The organism is Psychromonas sp. MME2 (genome assembly GCF_040566515.1).
Taxonomy (GTDB): domain Bacteria; phylum Pseudomonadota; class Gammaproteobacteria; order Enterobacterales; family Psychromonadaceae; genus Psychromonas.
The window spans coordinates 719,371-738,090 of record NZ_JBEWXI010000012.1; the positions used below are offsets into that span (position 1 = coordinate 719,371).

The 18,720-nt window shown below is 37.0% G+C and carries 11 protein-coding genes and 1 pseudogene; 9 read left to right on the forward strand and 3 right to left on the reverse strand.

The window, feature by feature from the left end:
• Window position 1: 1 nt before the first annotated feature.
• The 6 genes from AB1A03_RS13940 (at window position 2) to phoU (ending at window position 7,596) form a co-directional block, all read left to right on the forward strand.
• The gene (locus AB1A03_RS13940; RefSeq protein WP_354625221.1) at window positions 2-1,801 is read left to right on the forward strand and encodes a sensor histidine kinase; all 1,800 of its coding nucleotides are present in this window, start codon (window positions 2-4) and stop codon (window positions 1,799-1,801) included.
• A 338-nt stretch (window positions 1,802-2,139) separates the two neighbouring features.
• On the forward strand, window positions 2,140-3,189 hold the full coding sequence (locus AB1A03_RS13945) for a PstS family phosphate ABC transporter substrate-binding protein (RefSeq protein ID WP_354625222.1): 1,050 nt from the start codon (window positions 2,140-2,142) through the stop codon (window positions 3,187-3,189).
• Between the two features lie 74 nt (window positions 3,190-3,263).
• Entirely contained in the window at window positions 3,264-4,652 is a 1,389-nt protein-coding gene (gene pstC, locus AB1A03_RS13950; protein ID WP_354625223.1) for a phosphate ABC transporter permease subunit PstC, read from the forward strand.
• Window positions 4,645-5,985 (forward strand): phosphate ABC transporter permease PstA, encoded by a 1,341-nt coding sequence (gene pstA / locus AB1A03_RS13955; RefSeq protein WP_354625224.1) that lies wholly within the window; start codon window positions 4,645-4,647, stop codon window positions 5,983-5,985. The genes pstC and pstA overlap by 8 nt, the downstream gene beginning before the upstream one ends.
• Window positions 5,986-6,023: 38 nt before the next feature.
• The gene (pstB, locus tag AB1A03_RS13960) at window positions 6,024-6,851 is read left to right on the forward strand and encodes a phosphate ABC transporter ATP-binding protein PstB (RefSeq protein WP_354625225.1); all 828 of its coding nucleotides are present in this window, start codon (window positions 6,024-6,026) and stop codon (window positions 6,849-6,851) included.
• Between the two features lie 25 nt (window positions 6,852-6,876).
• Entirely contained in the window at window positions 6,877-7,596 is a 720-nt protein-coding gene (gene phoU / locus AB1A03_RS13965; RefSeq protein WP_354625226.1) for a phosphate signaling complex protein PhoU, read from the forward strand.
• A gap of 65 nt (window positions 7,597-7,661) precedes the next feature.
• Here the strand turns inward: phoU and AB1A03_RS13970 are convergent, their stop codons facing one another.
• A complete protein-coding gene (locus tag AB1A03_RS13970) occupies window positions 7,662-8,573 on the reverse strand; it encodes a D-hexose-6-phosphate mutarotase (protein WP_354625227.1) in 912 nt (303 codons plus the stop codon).
• Window positions 8,574-9,123: 550 nt separating this feature from the next.
• Here AB1A03_RS13970 and malQ point away from each other — a divergent pair.
• The 3 genes and pseudogenes from malQ to glgX all read left to right on the forward strand — a co-directional run bounded on the left by malQ (window position 9,124) and on the right by glgX (window position 15,863).
• Window positions 9,124-11,316 (forward strand): 4-alpha-glucanotransferase, encoded by a 2,193-nt coding sequence (malQ, locus tag AB1A03_RS13975; RefSeq protein ID WP_354625228.1) that lies wholly within the window; start codon window positions 9,124-9,126, stop codon window positions 11,314-11,316.
• 77 nt (window positions 11,317-11,393) lie between these two features.
• A pseudogene (gene glgB, locus AB1A03_RS13980) lies at window positions 11,394-13,750 on the forward strand (1,4-alpha-glucan branching protein GlgB).
• A 4-nt stretch (window positions 13,751-13,754) separates the two neighbouring features.
• Window positions 13,755-15,863, forward strand: a complete 2,109-nt coding sequence (gene glgX, locus AB1A03_RS13985; RefSeq protein ID WP_354625229.1) for a glycogen debranching protein GlgX — start codon at window positions 13,755-13,757, stop codon at window positions 15,861-15,863.
• 79 nt (window positions 15,864-15,942) lie between these two features.
• Here the strand turns inward: glgX and AB1A03_RS13990 are convergent, their stop codons facing one another.
• Window positions 15,943-18,261 (reverse strand): PilZ domain-containing protein, encoded by a 2,319-nt coding sequence (locus tag AB1A03_RS13990; RefSeq protein WP_354625230.1) that lies wholly within the window; start codon window positions 18,259-18,261, stop codon window positions 15,943-15,945.
• A 32-nt stretch (window positions 18,262-18,293) separates the two neighbouring features.
• The gene (locus AB1A03_RS13995) at window positions 18,294-18,665 is read right to left on the reverse strand and encodes a PilZ domain-containing protein (protein WP_354625231.1); all 372 of its coding nucleotides are present in this window, start codon (window positions 18,663-18,665) and stop codon (window positions 18,294-18,296) included.
• Between the last annotated feature and the right edge of the window lie 55 nt (window positions 18,666-18,720).

Here is an 18,720-nt window from a genome sequence, read left to right on the forward strand (position 1 = left end):
AATGTTCAAAACTGCACTGTTTAAGCCAAGTCTGTTACGCCGTTTATTTGCCGGTTATGTGGTGATTATTCTGACATTAACGTTAATTGTGAGTCTGCTAATTAGTCGTCAAACAACTGAAAGTACCTTGCAAGAGATTCAGCATTCGCTATACATTCGTGCGCAATTTTTAACGGAGTTGTCAAAATCATTTTTACTGCCAACTAATGTAGTGAGCGAAACTAGTATTAATCGAATGTACCTCGACTTGGGAGAAAAAACACAAAGTAGACTGACACTGATTAATGCGCAGGGAAGGGTGATTGCTGATTCACAACAGTCCCCCGATACTATGGACAACCATCTCAACCGAAGTGAAATTATCGCGGCTCGGAAAAATCACATTGAAGCAAAAACACGTTTTAGTAAAACATTGCGTCAAAATATGTTTTATCTGGCGTTACCTGTGATAGATAAAGATAAGATAAATGGCTATGTTCGCGTCTCTTTACCGTTAACGATTATTGATACCAAATTGTCACAACTTCGTATTGCGGTGGCGTTAAGTGCTTTATTTTCTGCAATTGTCGCTTTGATATTAGGTTACTATTTCGTTAAGCGATTTTCTGGCCCATTAGTGAAAATTACCGCGGTGGCACAAGCTATTTCAAAAGGTGATTACAGTAAGCGCATCGTGACTAATCAAAAGGATGAAATAGGCACTTTAGCACGCGCTTTTAATCGTATGGCGCGCAGTTCCGAGTTACGCATCAAGCAGATTGTTACGGAAAGAAATCGCCTTGCGATGATTTTCGCAGGGCTGGTGGAAGGGGTTATTTATGTCAATGAACACATGAATATCATCCACATCAATCAAGCAGCTGCAAATATGTTTAAACTATCTATGACAACATCCATAAAGCAGCCACTAGCTCAGCAGATTAATGTTCCCGATATAATAAATGCAGTTAAGTCAGCAATCTCATTACAAGATGTGGTTAAAATTCAAATTAAAAATGAGAATAAAAGTGTTAATGCCGCTGTCGTTGATGTTTATGTTGCTGCATTAAATGATGATTTAGGGGAATCGGCAGGGGCTGTTGTGGTGTTCCATGATATTTCTGAACTTGCTTATTTAGAACGAGTACGCCGAGATTTCGTTGCCAATGCATCCCATGAGTTAAAAACACCGATCACGGCCATTCGAGGTTTGATTGAAACTATTATTGATGATCAAGAGATGCCTGAAAATACACGTATTCGATTTATGGATAAAATTAAAGCGCAAACGATTCGCTTAACTGCTTTGGTGACAGATTTAATGAGTTTATCGCGTTTAGATGACTATCAATATGGATCACCATTTGAAGTGATTGATTTACGGATAAGTGTTAAACAAGCGATAAAAAATGCAATGGTTATCAGCCAAGATAAAAATATATTACTTTCACATCAGTTAGGCGATAAAAGTGTGAGTATCAATGGGGATCAGCAAGAGATACAACAGCTTATTGATAATTTAATTGATAATGCAATTAAATACACACCTGAAGGTGGTCTGGTACAAGTCAAGTTAAAAGCGTGTAACGGAGAAGCACAGTTAATTGTCAGAGATACGGGTATCGGTATTAGTAAAGCAGATCAATTGCGCATTTTTGAACGCTTTTATCGTATTGATAAGGCGCGTTCACGGGATTTAGGCGGTACTGGTCTTGGCTTGTCGATAGTTAAAAATATTGTCGAGAAACATCACGGAACCATTAATGTGGATAGTCAACCAGTACATGGGTCAACATTTACCGTCACATTCCCTCTGCGCTAATCCTGTTAATGAAGCTGATATAGCCATTTGACCTTAATCTACTTTGTTAGTCGTTAACTCGGCTATAAGTAGAAACGACTAATAATACCAATTCCGATAAATAGCTGATCTATTTACGTCAAATTACGCTTTGAATTAAGCTGTTTTTCCTGCGCAAAATTTAGATCGCATACTTACAGGAATTGGTATAATTGCACTTCTCACCTTAATGATACTTTCTTTACAGTTATAATTTCTTTATTAACCTGCTGAATATAAGTAATTTTAATTTTATCTTAATCTAATCTTAACATTACTGCCTGATAATCCTTGCAACCCAACTAAGGAGTGTCAGGAAAATGAATAAATTATTACTCAATACATTAGCATTAACTTTTACTGTTTCATCTTTATCATCAGTAGCATACGCATCAACCCGTGATGTAATTAGTGTTGTTGGATCATCAACTGTATATCCATTTTCAACGGTTGTTGCTGAACGTTTTGGTAAAAAAACTGGCTTAAAAACCCCAAAAATTGAATCTACAGGTACTGGCGGCGGCATGAAATTATTTTGTGCTGGCAATGGTATTGATACACCTGATATGGCAAATGCGTCACGTCGAATGAAAAAAAGCGAATTTGACATGTGTGTTAAAAATGGTGTTAGTGATATCACCGAAGTGTTGATTGGTTTTGATGGTATCGTTGTTGCTAATAGTAAATCTGCAGAGCAGATGAAATTAACTCGCCAAGAGTTATTCCTAGCGCTAGCAAGTGAAGTCCCTGCGACAGATGGCAGTGAAAAACTTATTCCTAATCCCTATAAAACTTGGAAGGATGTTAATGCCTCATTACCAGACTTTAAAATCGAAGTGTTAGGACCACCGCCAACATCGGGCACCCGAGATGCGTTTGTTGAGTTGGTGATGGAAGAAGGGTGTAAACAATACTCATGGATTAAAGCACTTAAGAAATCGGATAAGTCTCGTTTTAAACAAATCTGTCATTCAGTACGTGAAGACCATGCCTACATTGAAGCGGGTGAGAATGATAACCTCATAATTCAAAAGTTGGTAGCTAATCCAAAAGCGTTAGGTATCTTTGGGTTTAGTTTCCTTGACCAAAATGCAGATAAAATTCAAGGTTCATATATTGAAGGTAATGTGCCGACATTTGAACATATTGCTGATGGAAGCTATTCAGTATCACGCCCACTCTACTTCTATGTTAAAAATTCACATATCGGTAAAATCCCTGGTATCAAAGAGTACTTGGATGAATTTACAAGTAAAGCATCGATGGGTTCGGAAGGATATTTAACGGATAAAGGATTAATTCCTTTGTCTACAGATAAACTAAACGCTTTACGTAGCGATGTACAATCACTGAAAAAACTAATGCTATAAGAGATAAATATTAGTAAAAATGAGGTAGCCCATTTTGGGCTACCTTTTATCGTTTTAATTTAATAGGGCCTTTTATGACCTCAACAACATTAATTTTTATAATAGCAATACTCGCACTCGGGAGTTATTGGTATGGCATGCAACGTTCCATTAAGGTAGCTGGTGGTGTAAGTCAGATAAAGAATATGCATTCTCTTCCACAGCAATTTGGTTTGTTAACTGCATTTTGTTGTGGGCTACCAGCACTGTTTTTACTATTTTTATGGGGAATTATTGAGCCTAATGTTATTCAGAGCTTATTGGTTGAATCATTACCCAAGTCAGTGCAAGCATTAAAACCGGATGAGTTAGGTCTGTACCTTAATGATATTCGTATTATGGCATCATCCCAGATTGTTAATTTAGATAGCCTATCGGCAAAGCAAGAAACTGCTATCTACCTTCAGCAACTACACGACAAAGCCAATATCTTAAAGTATGCCTTAATATTAGTCACAGCAGTGGCAAGTACGATGTTGGTCATGTCTCGTTTCAGTAAAACCTTCACTGCACGTGCCTTTTCAGAACGCATTATTAAGCTGTTATTTTTATGTTGCTCTATCGTCGCTATTTTTACGACACTTGGCATCGTTATGTCGGTCTTATTTGAGTCCATGCAATTCTTTAAATCAGTTTCTAGTCTCGACTTTTTATTTGGTACAACGTGGAGCCCACAAATGGCAATGCGAAGTGATCAAGTCGGGTCCTCGGGAGCCTTTGGAGCAGTGCCGTTATTTGCAGGCACGATGTTAATTACCGTGATTGCAATGACCATTGCTGCGCCAATTGGTCTATTAACCGCTATCTATCTTTCACAATACGCGAGTAAAAGACTGCGTACCATTGCTAAGCCGATGTTAGAGGTGTTAGCGGGGATTCCTACCGTGGTTTATGGTTTTTTCGCCGCATTAACGGTTGCCCCCTTTATTCGTGGGATGGGTGAATCTATCGGTTTAAATGTCGCCTCAGAAAGTGCTTTGGCAGCAGGCGTGGTAATGGGGGTGATGATTATACCTTTTGTCTCTTCACTTTCCGATGATGCAATTAATGCCGTTCCTACTTCACTTAAAGAGGGGTCGTTAGGAATGGGCGCGACTAAATCTGAAACCATTAAAAAAGTGTTATTACCTGCCGCTTTGCCAGGCATTATTGGGGCGATGTTATTAGCGATTTCTCGTGCCATTGGTGAAACCATGATCGTGGTAATGGCAGCTGGGATGGCTGCAAATTTAACGGCCAATCCACTGGCTTCAGTCACCACAGTCACGGTACAAATTGTTACGCTATTAACAGGGGATCAAGAGTTTGATAGCCCGAAAACACTCGCTGCATTTGCATTAGGTTTGATGCTGTTTGTCACTACTTTATTACTTAATATTATTGCTTTGAAAGTGGTCAGAAAATATAGAGAACAATATGACTAAGCACATCAATAAACAACAAGAGATAAATTCTATGTCAGAGAATACGCAACTAAGTAATACGGATCGAATTAGAAATAGTCTTCGTAAACGTAATGCGAAAGAAATTCGTTTTCGTTGGATGGGGCGTTGTGCAATCGCATTTGGATTTTTAATGGTGGTTATTTTATTCGTCGATATCACCGCAAAAGCCTATCCAGCATTTTATCAAAATTGGATCAAAATAGAGGTAGAGTTGAGCCCTGAATTACTGGAGCTTAGCAATAGTGCTAATGAGCCTATCAGCAGCGATGACTTAGCAAAAGCGAATTATATCAGCGTGGTGCGAAAGGCATTGTATAAGCAATTTCCTGAAGTTAGCTCGCGCAGAGATAGACGACAATTGGCGCAATTATTGAGTTCAAACGCTGAGTTTGATTTACGAGATAAAGTATTGGCAGATCCCTCTCTGGTGGGCAAAACTCTACCAATATGGTTTCTTGCCGACGATGACATCGATACCTACTTAAAAAGTGATTACATTGATAATGAAGGCGCTGGACGGGTCTCTGAACAGCAAGCGATGTGGCTAGATACACTTCATAAAAAAGGCGATATTGAAACACGCTTTAATACGTTATTTTTTACTAATGGTGATTCTCGTGAACCTGAGCTTGCTGGTATAAGAGGCGCGTTAAGCGGTACATTTTTAACCATGTTAGTGACGTTAGTTATTTCCTTTCCCATTGGTGTTGCCGCCGCTCTGTATCTGGAAGAGTTTGCACCTAAAAATCGTTGGACGGATCTTATTGAGGTTAATATCAACAATCTTGCGGCAGTACCATCGATAGTCTTTGGTTTACTGGGGTTGGCTGTGTTGATTAATATCTTTGGATTACCGAGATCGGCGCCCTTAATTGGCGGTATCGTCCTTAGTTTAATGACATTACCGACAATCATAATTGCCAGTCGAGCTTCAATTAAAGCCGTGCCAAACTCAATACGTGAAGCAGCAATTGGCATAGGCGCTTCACAAATGCAAGTGACGCTAGGGCATGTTTTACCAATCGCTATGCCCGGTATTTTGACCGGCACCATCATCGGCTTAGCCCAAGCTCTTGGTGAAACGGCGCCTTTGCTGATGATTGGTATGGTTGCTTTTATTGTTGATGTGCCCGGGAGCTTCACTGATGCAGCGACGGTTATGCCGGTACAAATATACCTCTGGGCCGATAGTCCTGAACATGCTTTTTTAGCAAAAACATCAGCCGCAATTTTAGTACTGTTAGCTTTCTTATTGGTAATGAATTTAAGTGCCTCGCTACTGCGTAAGAAATTTGAAAAAATTGGCAAATAATTTTAAGCAAGACCCTATTTATAGTAAGTGAGAACAAAATGACAACAGCAAATAAAACAACGATCAATGGTATAGAGATAACGCAAACAGTTGGCAACGTATTTGCTGATGATGCAAAGATGTCGATGCGCAATGTTGATGTTTATTACAGTGATAAACAAGCGATTCGCAATGTAAATTTAGATTTAGCACGTAATCAGGTAACGGCTTTGATTGGCCCATCGGGCTGCGGAAAATCTACCTTTTTACGTTGTTTAAACCGGATGAATGACACCATCGATATCTGTAAAGTGACAGGAAGTTTATTATTAGATGGCGATGATATCTACCATAAGGATATGGATCCTGTGTTATTACGCGCACGTGTGGGTATGGTATTTCAAAAACCTAACCCCTTTCCAAAATCTATTTATGACAATGTCGCCTATGGCCCCCGAATCCATGGCTTAGCTGCGAATAAAGCCGACCTTGATGAAATTGTAATTACAAGTTTGCAAAAAGCAGGCTTATTTAACGAAGTCAAAGATTGTTTAAACTCATCGGGAACGGGGCTTTCGGGCGGGCAGCAACAACGTTTATGTATCGCAAGAACGATAGCAGTTAGCCCTGAAGTTATTCTTATGGATGAACCTGCTTCGGCATTAGATCCGATTGCAACTGCGATTATCGAAGAGTTGATTGATGAATTAAAGGAGCGTTATACCATTGCAATTGTTACCCATTCAATGCAACAAGCCGCTCGTATTTCGCAAACGACCGCCTATTTTCACATGGGACATTTAATTGAAGTTGGCTCTACGGATCAAATCTTTACTAACCCCGTACACAAACTAACAGAGAATTATATCACTGGCCGTTTTGGTTAATTAGGCTGACTAACAGGAGTAAAAAATGAAAACAGATTTAAATATCACAAGCCATATATCAAAGCGCTATAACCAAGAACTTGAACAGATACGCTCTATGCTAACTGAAATGGGTGAATTGGTTTTTAAGCAGGTAGAAGATGGTTTAGAATGCCTCTTAAACCTCAATGCCGAACTTGCTGAGCAAGTTATCGCAAATGATAAAAAAGTAAATCAATTAGAAATTAAAATTGATGTTGCCTGTACCCATATATTAGCAACGCGGCAGCCAACAGCGAGTGATTTACGCCTGATTTTATGTGTGATCAAAACCATCACCGATATCGAAAGAATTGGCGATGAGGCAATAAAATTAGGCAAAAATGCACTAAAAATAATTAACTCAGACAAAAATATTCGTCAATTTAACGAATTAAAGCATCTTGGTGAACATGTTATTACTAATCTACGTTTATCACTTTTAGCTTACGCCACGTTAAATGTTGATGCTGCATTACGCGCCTTAGAGCAGGATAAAAATATCGATGAGGAGTTTGACAATATATCAAGATTGTTAATCACCAAAATGATGGAAGATCCACGCGAGGTGAAAAACTCATTACGTATTACATGGTGTGCCCGAGCATTAGAGCGTATTGGCGATCACTCTAAAAATGTTAGCGAGCATGTTATCTTTTTAGTAAAAGGTAAGGATATACGCCATGCTAGTACGGATCAGATAAAGCAAACCTTATCTGAGTTGTAAATTTTTTTTCTATTTAAATAGGATGCCTAACATTAGTGATAGGCTTCCTAATATTGAACAATTAATTATTGTGGAATAGAGGTAATGTCAGTAATTAAATGATGTGATTCACTTGGTGCTAATTTAACACTATTGGTATTCGTAATAGTCGATTCAACACAAACCATTGTCAGGTACCCATCATCTGACATATCTGAGAATGATTTAGCGCCAGCGATCCATGGTGTCCATACAACGTCAGAATCATTACCCGTATTAGTAATCGCAATCCTACGATTAAATGCGTGGTCTTCAATAAAGATTACATCCTTTGCTTTACTATAAATTCGGTCTATTGCGCCACTGATCTTTAAATCGCCAGTAAATACCTGTAAGTCGTTTTTATTCAATTTATCCACGTAGGCCTCACCAAGTCCAACAATAGAGCATTGGTTAGGGCTACTAATATTAAAATAGGTATGAAGAGCAGCGGTCATTGCAAAGGGGTGTTTGCCAGTATTAGTACATTGCAAATCAAGTTTTAAGGTATCGGTTAACGTGGCTGTCAAGCAGAGTTCAAAATGGAAAGGCCAAAGTTTTAATGTTTGTTCATTTTCTTTTAATAAAAATGTTATCTCGACACCTGCGTTATGAGGTAATTCGGTAACATTTCCAATAGACCAAAAACTATTACGAGCAAAACCATGGGATGGTAAGTTATCACCTAATGATTTATTTGCTGGGCCAAACCAAGGCCAACATATAGGTACACCGCCGCGAATGGCATTTTGGGTATTAAAAACGGCGTTATCACTTAACCATATAATGGGTTCTTGCCCCATTAACTTAAAATGCAATAGATGCGCACCAAATAATGAGAAACTAGCCTCTAACTTGGCATGCTCAACCACTAAGTATTCAGCACCTTGTTCATCAGTCTGCAAACTTACAGAAGTCGATAGTTGTTTAGATTTATTTAAACTGAGCTGAGAAATCATATATTGCTCCTAAAATCTTTTTTAATAAAATCAGCTGGAAACTAAAACATACTCTTATTTTAGTATAACCATATTTAGTTAGAATTAACGGGTTAAATCAAAACATCAATACTATACTCGTGATAATTTTTATATATTGAGGAAAACTAAAAGTACTTATCCAATTTTCTTACAGTGTAAAAAACAATCTTTTTTATATTATCTTAAACCGCAAGCTCACAAATTATGTTGTATTAACTTTGATATAAAGTAAAAACATAATAATGAATTTGATTGGTAACGTATACATAAAAAAAAGAACGTGACTATAGATTGCTATATCAATAACATTAATATATTGATTTAGTTTAAGGCTAATGATTAGTTTTATCTCGAAATCTATTTTAGAGATAATTATATTTATATATTCTGTTCTATAGGTTGAATTTACAGGATGTTAATATCTGATATATAGATTCATTATTTATAAATTACTGTTTAACTAAGTGATTTATTTAATGGTCCATATTAAAGCTTTGTAATATTTTAAAAAATTAAAATAAGGTGTTTTATGACCACTTCTACTTTAGATATGTTTATGGGATTAAAAAGTATTAATCCTAACTTTGTTGATGCATGGGGAAATCCAGCACAGGTGACAGAGGAAAATATACGTAGCATTATTGATAAAATGGGATTTGATTCCTCAGATGATGCTCAATTAATGTCCCACTACAACGAACATGAGAAAAGACATTGGTTATCGCCATTATCGCCCGTGATTGTTTGTCAGAAAAATAGTGAATATGTCATTGAAGTTCGTTTGCCGATTGACCTAGCGGCTCAAGAAATAACCTGCAAGTTTATACTTGAAGATAAAAGCGAATCTGTTCATCAAATTTGTGCGACTAATTTTCCGCTTGTAGCAACTAAAATTATATCAGATATAGAGTACCAATGTTACTCAGTAACTTTAGCGGTTGACCTTCCATTTGGTTACCACTCATTATCGCTGTTTGAAGCGAATATTGATGAAGCAATGGCGACGATGTCATTCATTGTTACACCAAAAAGCTGCTATACACCAAAAGCGATTGAGCAAGGTGAAAAATTATGGGGTACTAGTGTCCAGCTATATTGCTTAAAAAGTGAAGCAAACTGGGGTATCGGTGATTTCTCTGATTTGAAATTATTACTTGCTAAAACAAAAGAAAATGGGGGAGAATTTATTGGTCTAAATCCAATTCATGCATTGTCTCCATCACAACCAAGTAATGTCAGCCCATATAGTCCATCATCAAGAAAATGGTTAAATATCTTATACACGGATATAACGGCTGTTGATGAGTTCACGCGTAATTCTGCATTAAAAACAAAAGTATCAAGTGACGATTTTAAACAAAAACTTACCGCATTACGTAACACCGATTGGGTAAATTACGAAGAAGTAACAGCATTAAAACTGTCTGCTCTGCGTGACCTTTTTGCAACCCTTAACGATCAAAGCGCTGAAAGTGCTGTCCGTTTGAATGCATTTACACAATATGTCGACGAAAAAGGTGAATCACTGATTCAGCAAGCAAGTTATGACGCATTGCAATTCTATTTCTTAGAAAAAGATGCTAATTCTTGGGGCTGGCCTGTGTGGCCTGAAGCATTCCAAGCTTTCCAGAATGAAGCAGCGCAAACCTGGATCAAAGAAAATGAAGCTGAAGTATTATTTTGGTGCTATACACAGTGGGTTGCTGAATTACAATTAGAAGAGGCTGATAAAGTCGCTAAGTCTTTAGGAATGACCTTAGGCATCTATCGTGACTTAGCTGTCGGTGTTGGTGTGAGTAGTTCTGAAATTTGGGCTAATCATTCACTATATTGTGAACACATTAGTGTTGGTGCTCCACCCGATATTCTTGGTCCTCTAGGTCAAAGCTGGGGTTTGCCGCCAATCGCACCCGACCAATTACAGGAAACTGCATATCAACCATTTATTGATTTATTAAAGTCAAATATGAGTCATTGTGGTGCATTGCGTATTGACCATGTTATGGCATTATTGCGATTATGGTGGGTACCAGAGGGGGCAAGTGCAGATAAAGGTGCATATATCTATTATCAAGTTGAAGATATGCTCAACCTGCTTGCATTAGAAAGTGTACGTAATGAATGTCTTGTTATCGGTGAAGATTTAGGGACAGTACCTGATGGTATTGATGTTCTACTAAAAGAAGCGGGTGTTTACTCATATAAAGTGTTCTTTTTTGAGCAAGCTGAAGATGGTGGCTATATTTCTCCTGAACATTATGCAGGACAGGCGATGGCAACCCTATCAACGCATGATATGCCGACAATCAAAGGCTTTTGGCATTGTGAAGATTTGCATTTAGGACGTCAATTAGGTCTTTACCCTGATCAAGCTATTTATGAAACATTACTGAATGACCGTTTGATCTGTAAACAAAAAATATTAGATAGTTTACATGGTCATGGTAGTTTGCCTGCGGATTACCCGCGCGATGCACTATATGTTGGAATGGATCAAACACTCAATTTTGCATTGCAAACACATCTTGCAACAGGTAGTTCAGCGTTATTAAGTCTACAATTAGAAGACTTTTTGCAGATGGACCAACCTGTTAACGTACCAGGTACGAGCGATGAGTATCGTAATTGGCAACGTAAGTTATCACAAACTTTAGAACAATTATTTAATAATGATGGTATAAAAGTATTGTGTGAAAACTTAACCAATGCGAGACATAGATAAAAGAGAGAGTATGCTACCTAATTTTTAGGTAGCATTTGCTTTAGTGATATTAAATAACTTATGGGATCCTAGATTGTATGAATGAAAAAGTAGCTAAACCAACGAAAAAAAAACCGTCTAAAGTAGTAAAGCCAACTAAAGTAGCGACTAAGAAACCCGTAGTTAAAAAATCCGCAGTAAAAAAAACAGCAGTCAAAAAAACTACCGTTGAAAAGCCTATCGGTCATATAGATAAAACAGCGTTAATTTCCCTACTCAAAGAAGCCAAGTTATCAAATCCATTTGAACAATTAGGTTTAATCGCTAATCCGAATAAGAAAGGTTTTCTTTTACGTGTTTGGTTACCAGATGCACTAGACGTTGAGTTATATGACTTAGGTTCCGATACTGTTAAATCAACACTAAAGCGCATCGATGATACAGGCTTATTTGAATTAGAATTTCCTGAGCTTGTAGAAAAATTTAATTATGAATTAAATGCAATCTATAAAGATGCCTCTTACCGTTTTATTGATCCGTACCAATTTCATGATATTGCTTTTGATGGGTTGTCTACATTGCATGAAGCCCCACAAAATGTTTATCAAACCTTAGGAGCACAATTAAAAACGGTTAATTGTGGTGACCAACAGGTGAAAGGGGTGCGCTTTATCGTTTATGCTCCTAATGCGATGAGTGTCAGTTTAATAACGCAAATTAACCATTGGGATGGTCAGCGCCAGCCGATGCAACGTAGCTGGTGTGGTCATTGGGTATTATTTGTACCAGATTTACATGTTGGTTGTGCGTATAAGTATGAATTAAAAGATGGCCTTGGCAATCGTTTGCCGCATAAAGCGGATCCTGTCGGATTCCAAGCGGAACAATATCCATCTCATGCATCAATCGTTGTTGATCACGATGCTTATCAGTGGAATGACCAAGCGTGGCAAGCATCACAAAGCGGTGATAAACGCTTTTCTGCAATGAGTATTTATGAAGTCCACTTAGGGTCTTGGAAGCGTAAACAGGAAGATGGCGTTGAACGGATGCTTACTTACCGGGAGCTTGCTGACGAACTAATCCCCTATATTATTGAAATGGGTTATACACATCTTGAAGTTATGCCTATTTCTGAGTTTCCATTTGATGGCTCTTGGGGCTACCAACCAGTAGGTTTATTTGCCGCAACGAGTCGTTTTGGCAATGCTGATGATTTAAAATTCTTTATTGATAAATGTCACCAAGCGGGTATTGGTATTATTGTCGATTGGGTGCCTGCACATTTCCCATCAGACCCTCATGGTCTTGCTCGTTTCGATGGCACTCCTTTATATGAGTATGAAGATCCTCGCCGTGGTTGGCATCCCGATTGGAATTCTTACATCTACGATTTCGGTCGCGATAATGTACGTCAATTTCTTGTCGCAAGTGCACTTATTTGGCTTGATAAGTTCCATGTAGATGGACTGCGTGTAGATGCCGTCGCCTCTATGCTTTATTGGGATTATTCGCGCAACGAAGGGGAGTGGGTGCCAAACGTTGATGGCGGTAATCATAACTATGAAGCGATCAGTTTGCTAAAATGGTTTAATGAAGAAGTTTATCGCCAATATCCTAATGCGATGACTATCGCTGAAGAGTCTACCGCCTTTGCTGGAGTCTCTAAACCAACCTTCGATGGTGGTCTAGGTTTTGGCTTTAAATGGAATATGGGCTGGATGCATGATACTTTAAGTTATATGCAAGAAGATCCTATGTATAGAAAATATCATCATCATGAAATGACATTCTCAATGGTTTACCATTATAATGAGCACTTCGTATTACCGATTTCACACGATGAAGTTGTACATGGTAAGAAGAGTATGCTTGATAAAATGCCGGGTGATGAGTGGCAAACAGCCGCTAATTTACGTGCATATATGGGCTTTATGTATGCGCATCCGGGTAAAAAGCTTAATTTTATGGGGACTGAATTTGCGCAAGTACGTGAATGGAACCATAACACAGGTCTCGATTGGGATCTGTTACAATATGAAAAACACAAAGGGCAACAGAAGTTGGTTGCTGATTTAAATCACCTTTACAAAAACAATGCCGCTTTCTATGAAGGCGATTATCAGGCAGAAGGTTTTGCTTGGTTGGATCATAGTGATGGTGAGAATAGTGTTTTTTCTTTTGTACGCCATAATTTAAAACAAGATAAAACTATTATCTGTTTATCCAATTTCACACCAGTACCTCGAGAAGCATATCGGTTCCTGTTGATGAACTAGGGGATTATGAAGTTATTTTAAATACCGATAGCCACTATTATTGGGGTAGTAATTTTATTATGGGTGACAAATTAGGCGTTTTTGTTGCTGAAGAACAGGAATGGCAAGGAAAACCATACTCATTTATATTAAATTTACCTCCGTTATCAACGGTATATTTAACCAAAAAAGGATAAATAATTGATCGATAAATTGCTTATACTTGATAGACATGATCATCCATTTTCTATAGGGAAGCCGCAATTCCATCCGCTTGGCACCAAGTTGACCGCGGATGGGTGTAATTTTTCAGTCTATAGTCTAGGTGCATATCGTGTTGAATTATGTCTTTTCAATGCCTATGAAAAAGAGATCGCTAGATACCCTTTAGATGTAAAGCAGGGACATCTTTGGAGCATTTTTGTTAATGATGTCAAAGCAGGGCAACGTTACGGATACCGTGTATACGGAGATTTTCAACCGGAAATTGGTTTATTATTTAACAGCAATAATTTGTTAATTGATCCCTATGCTAAAGCGCTAAGCGGTGTGCAGCATAGTTTTCAACAAGCTCAAAGCGACGATGATGATTCACAAGTTGTTAAATCTGTCGTCGTGGACGATGCCTTTGATTGGCAGGGGGTAAGCAAACCTGCCATTGAAGAGTATGACCGTATTCTTTATGAAGTTCATGTAAAAGGATTTAGTCAACTTAATAACAACGTGCCGCTTGAAAAGCGAGGTAAGTATTTAGGGCTATCAGATCCTGCTAGCATTGCACATTACAAAAAACTCGGGATCACTAGTTTACAAATAATGCCAATTTTTAGCTTTACTAGTGAAACGCGTTTGAAAGATTTGCAACTGACCAATTATTGGGGATATAACCCAATTTGTTTTTTTGCGCCTGATTGCCGTTATGCACAATATGATGCAGTTAACGAATTTAAGACCATGGTACGAGAGCTGCATGAGGCAGGTATTGAAGTCATTTTAGACGTTGTCTATAACCATACTGCTGAATCAGGTAATGATGGACTCATTCTCAGCTTGAAAGGTTTTGATAATCGCAATTACTATAGTTTTGAGAATGATAACTACATTGATGATAAAAATTACACGCAATATAGTAACCATTCTGGTTGTGGTAATACCGTTAATATGGATTATTCGTGGACATTGAAACTGGTACTTGACTCGTTACGTTATTGGGTTACAGAAATGCAAGTTGATGGTTTCCGTTTTGATTTGGCAACAACACTTGCCCGTGAAAATGGAGCCTTTAATAGTCAAAGTGCATTTTTTAAAGCGATCCTACAAGATCCTGTTTTAAGTAATGTTAAACTAATTGCAGAGCCTTGGGATATTGGTCCTGGTGGTTATTGCTTAGGTGGATTTCCAAATAACTGGTTAGAGTGTAATGATCGTTATAGAGATACACTGCGTTCATTCTGGCGTGGTGATACTGGGCATGTCGCTGAATTAGCTACGCGTTTATTAGGATCACGTGATGTTTTCGCGAAACGTTTTCGTTCAAACTCAACGAGTGTTAATTTCATCAGTTACCACGATGGATTTACTTTGCATGATTTAGTTTCATATAATTCTCGTCATAACCTTGATAATTGTGAAAATAATCGCGATGGGCATGGACATAATTTATCTTATAATTATGGGGCGGAAGGTAAAACTGACAATGAGCGAATTAATCAACTACGCGAGCAGCAAAAACGGAATTTGATCACTAGTTTAATATTATCTCAAGGCACACCACATTTTTTAGCGGGTGATGAGATGGGGAATACGCAATCGGGTAATAATAATGCCTATTGCCAAGATAATAAAATTAGTTGGCTAAATTGGGATTTGTCGAAAGCGGATCAAGCGTTACTTGAATTTACGAGTAAGATCATAAAGATACGGAGTGAATCACGTTTATTTGGGCACCTAGCTTTAAGTGATGATTGTATTGGCCGTTGTGAAAACTCAGATCTGGTTAGATGGTATCATCCCGATGGTTATGTAATGAGTGAATCTGATTGGCATGCTTCTAATTCACAAGCACTGGCTTTAGAATTACATGAAGCAGAACAAACAGGAGAGCGATGGTTTTTAGTTTTCAATGCCTCAACGTATCAAATAGGCTGCAATTTGCCAAGTTTAGCAGTTGGACATGCGTGGAAAGTAAAGATTAATACCGCTTGCACTTCACCTGAACCGGCGGATAAACAAAAATATATAAAGGATAACATACAACTAAATGCGCGTTCTTTGACGCTTTTAAAGTCTGTACGTCATATCCAAAAGTAAAAAAGAATAGCGCTATTACTAATTCTCCATTAAGTTGATGAACTTACCATCAAAAACTTAATGGAGTTTTTTATTTCACTCACTGAACTATTAAATTTTGCAAAACTTGATCTGTTCGGTCAATTAACTCAATTAAAGTATCAATTTCAGAAAACTCGTCCTTCAAGTTCTTAAGCAAATGTTTTGATGATTGTGTAATGAGTTTTAATTCTGGACTATTACTATTTACTTCAAGCTTAATAGGATCAATATTTATTAAGTGATAGTAGAGGGCATAAAAGTGGTATTTATCGCTTGCTGATTTGATAAACTGTAACCTTTCCTGTGGAGAATTAAAATCAGACTCGAGCATACACTGACTTTTCCAGATGCCGTTCTCTTCATACGCCTTGATGTAAACCATACAATCGTTACTGCTATCATTTTCTTTTACAGGCTTGGTAATAAGTCGCTCATATAAATAATCGTTATCGAGTAATAGCTCCTGCAAAAGGGATTGTTTGCCATTGCGTCTGTTCAATAATTTACTTATTGGGCTTTTTACATGGTTAATAGCAGCATACTTAATTATTGGTAAATTCTTTTCATTGTGAATGAATAAAATAGCGTTATTAAGAAATGACTCGCTCAGCTCAAGTAGTCTTTTTTGCGAAGGAGTACGTTTCTCATTTAATGGTAAGCACTTTAATTTATCTTTATTATTTTCAACTAATAATGAAAAGAAATTTTTTGTAGTAAGTGAAGATGCTTTGTCGTTTACCTGTAAATGTAGGGTATTTTCAGGAGATAGGTGGACAACTTTATATTTTAAATTTTCTAAGGAATAATTTGTTGCGATTTTCTGTAGTTCAAATAAATTTACAGTGAGTTTGTGATTAACATTAATATCAATGTTGTTATCTAATTTTATTCTTAATCCTGTTAATGAAAAATCAATTAAAGTTCCGCTGTGTTTTTTACCTTCAAGCACTGCAAATACTTTACAACTAAATAGATAGCGAGGCTCGATACGTCGTTCTTCAGTAAACATCTCAACAATATCGAAGCCTTTTATTTTATTTATTCTATGAACAAAACAATTTATTTTATTAATATCTTTAGTGTCGATTTGTTGATTATAGGTAATAGTTGAATCATTTAAAGGGAGCAGAGTTGCAAGATGTGTTATGTTTTTAAATTGTTGTGGAAATAGATCTGTTTGTGGGTAATGATTATTTTCAAGATATTGATAAGGTTGTAGCGTAAAATGGTAAGTGCGCCAACTTTCTTTGCGGCTGCCATAATGTAAAAACTGAGTTTTTAAGCCTGAGTGTTGGAGCTCTTCTTCAGTTGCTGAAATAAAAAATATTTTACCTTGTACTTGATGAGTAAAGGAATACAAGGTGGTTGCTGGGCGTGTTTGTGCATAGACACATAATTGGGTAAAGCGCAGCTCGTTAAATAAAAACTCTAATTGGTTTACACCATCACAAAACCAATCTTGAAGGATGTTATTGTTAACATGGTTTTTTAATGCAAATAAAATGGGTGAATATTCATTACAGTTGAGGTAAATCGGTAAGGCATTTAACTGCTTAAAATAACTTATTTTCAATGCATCAATTTTGACTAATTGATAATAGTAGTGAACATCGAACTTATACTTGTAATGATGGGTACGTATAAAATGTTTTAAAAATTGGTTAAAGTCATCATTGTTATCGGACAATGTTAAGTAAAGATAGAATTTACTCTCTTTTTCTTTTTGTTTAATGATTTTGTATTTAATCGCACTATTTAAGACTGGCTCATGAAAAGAGTGACGCAGATCCGTGAACATAACTTCAACTAATTCTTCGTTACGTAGCGGGACATAATGTGTTAATTTTATTTTTAAACCGGTTGTGGATATATTAGCGGTTTGCGCCTGCAAACTTTTTCCATCGCTTAATGTAATGTTTACCATTGAAACTAAATACATCCGTGGTGTCGCACGTTTACGGTTATTTATTAAAGTTAATAATTCGATGCTACTCTTTGTATCGCTATTTATAACTTGTGTGCTTGCATTCAATTCAAACTGTTTCTTCTCAGAAATATATTGATGTACTGCTTCAAAGACGCCAATAGTATATTCTCCGTAACGTTCTAAATTGCTTTTAAAAATAGCAAGCGCTTCAATTGTTAAATAATGCTTAATATTTTCTATATCGTATGGAGAACATTCCGTTAGCACTTTATCACGAAGGTCAATGACTCGTTTACAAGGTGTCGTTAAACGATTAAGCTCCATCTTAATTAAAAATTTATGACTGTTACTTTCCCCAAATAAAATTTTATCTAGTAACGTGTTGAAATCAGGTTCATGACGCAACGAGATAAGTTCTTTTATTTGGGAGTTATATTTAGTTAAATCCATATTTGATTATTTGCTGTTTGATATTCTCTAATTTATGGATTGATGAGCTGAGATATTTCTCTATCCATGATCGCTGAATCTGCAACATTTAACTGAATTAAACGTTTTAGATGAGTAATACTTTCTATATCCAAGGTGACGAATTTAATCCCGATAAATCCATTTTCTTGATGGCATAGTACGCCTGATATTTCTAAAGTTACATCAGAGCCTTCTAGGTTAAGATTTAACTTGATGGCTTTGTCGACGTTATAGGTAAAATCATCGATCGCTTTCACTAATGCACCTTTTAAAGATATATCTAAAAGTTCACTCTGCCATTGTACGACTTCATTATTAATTATCTCTGATAAAAAACATTGGCCAGTGAAATGTACGCGAGAAAATTTACGCTTTTCAGACATGGTTATACTCCATTATAAATATTAATATTGCTGATGAATCTCTCATATATCATAG

Coding starts and splice junctions, on each gene's coding strand:
- AB1A03_RS13940 (WP_354625221.1), top strand. CDS start 2: ATGTTCAAAACTGCACTGTTTAAGCCAAGTCTGTTACGCCGTTTATTT.
- AB1A03_RS13945 (WP_354625222.1), top strand. CDS start 2,140: ATGAATAAATTATTACTCAATACATTAGCATTAACTTTTACTGTTTCA.
- pstC (WP_354625223.1), top strand. CDS start 3,264: ATGACCTCAACAACATTAATTTTTATAATAGCAATACTCGCACTCGGG.
- pstA (WP_354625224.1), top strand. CDS start 4,645: ATGACTAAGCACATCAATAAACAACAAGAGATAAATTCTATGTCAGAG.
- pstB (WP_354625225.1), top strand. CDS start 6,024: ATGACAACAGCAAATAAAACAACGATCAATGGTATAGAGATAACGCAA.
- phoU (WP_354625226.1), top strand. CDS start 6,877: ATGAAAACAGATTTAAATATCACAAGCCATATATCAAAGCGCTATAAC.
- AB1A03_RS13970 (WP_354625227.1), bottom strand. CDS start 8,573: ATGATTTCTCAGCTCAGTTTAAATAAATCTAAACAACTATCGACTTCT.
- malQ (WP_354625228.1), top strand. CDS start 9,124: ATGACCACTTCTACTTTAGATATGTTTATGGGATTAAAAAGTATTAAT.
- AB1A03_RS13990 (WP_354625230.1), bottom strand. CDS start 18,261: ATGGATTTAACTAAATATAACTCCCAAATAAAAGAACTTATCTCGTTG.
- AB1A03_RS13995 (WP_354625231.1), bottom strand. CDS start 18,665: ATGTCTGAAAAGCGTAAATTTTCTCGCGTACATTTCACTGGCCAATGT.